General features: G+C 64.9%; 1 pseudogene. It reads right to left on the bottom strand.

What is annotated here, in order from left to right:
- Window positions 1-348, bottom strand: a pseudogene (locus GA615_RS27730) (squalene--hopene cyclase); the annotation flags it as partial.

The raw sequence follows: 348 nt of genomic DNA, 5'->3' as shown, positions 1-348 counted from the left end.
CTCGGCCAAGGTCCGGTCGCGCTGCTCGGGCGTGGCGATCCCGTCGACCCTGACGGAAGCCCAGGCAAGCATGGCACGATGATGCAGCGATTTGGGCGGATTGTTCTCCAGATAAGTGCGCAGCTTCTTGAGGCCGGCGCGAGCCTGCGGGCTCTCGGCGTAGCCGTCGGGGGCGATGCCAACGGTGACCGCGGCAAGTGTCACACCGTAATGATCGTCGATCTCCAGGGGCGCGTAGTCGCAATGCGGCCAATTCCAACCACCGTCCTCGCGTTGTACGGCCCACATCATGTCGAGCACCTCGCGGGCCACGTTGCTCAACTCGCCCGTCGTCTGCGCGTCGTTGAA

It is taken from the genome of Tautonia marina, from assembly GCF_009177065.1.
Classification (GTDB): domain Bacteria; phylum Planctomycetota; class Planctomycetia; order Isosphaerales; family Isosphaeraceae; genus Tautonia; species Tautonia marina.
This window is presented reverse-complemented; position numbering and strand designations above follow the sequence as displayed.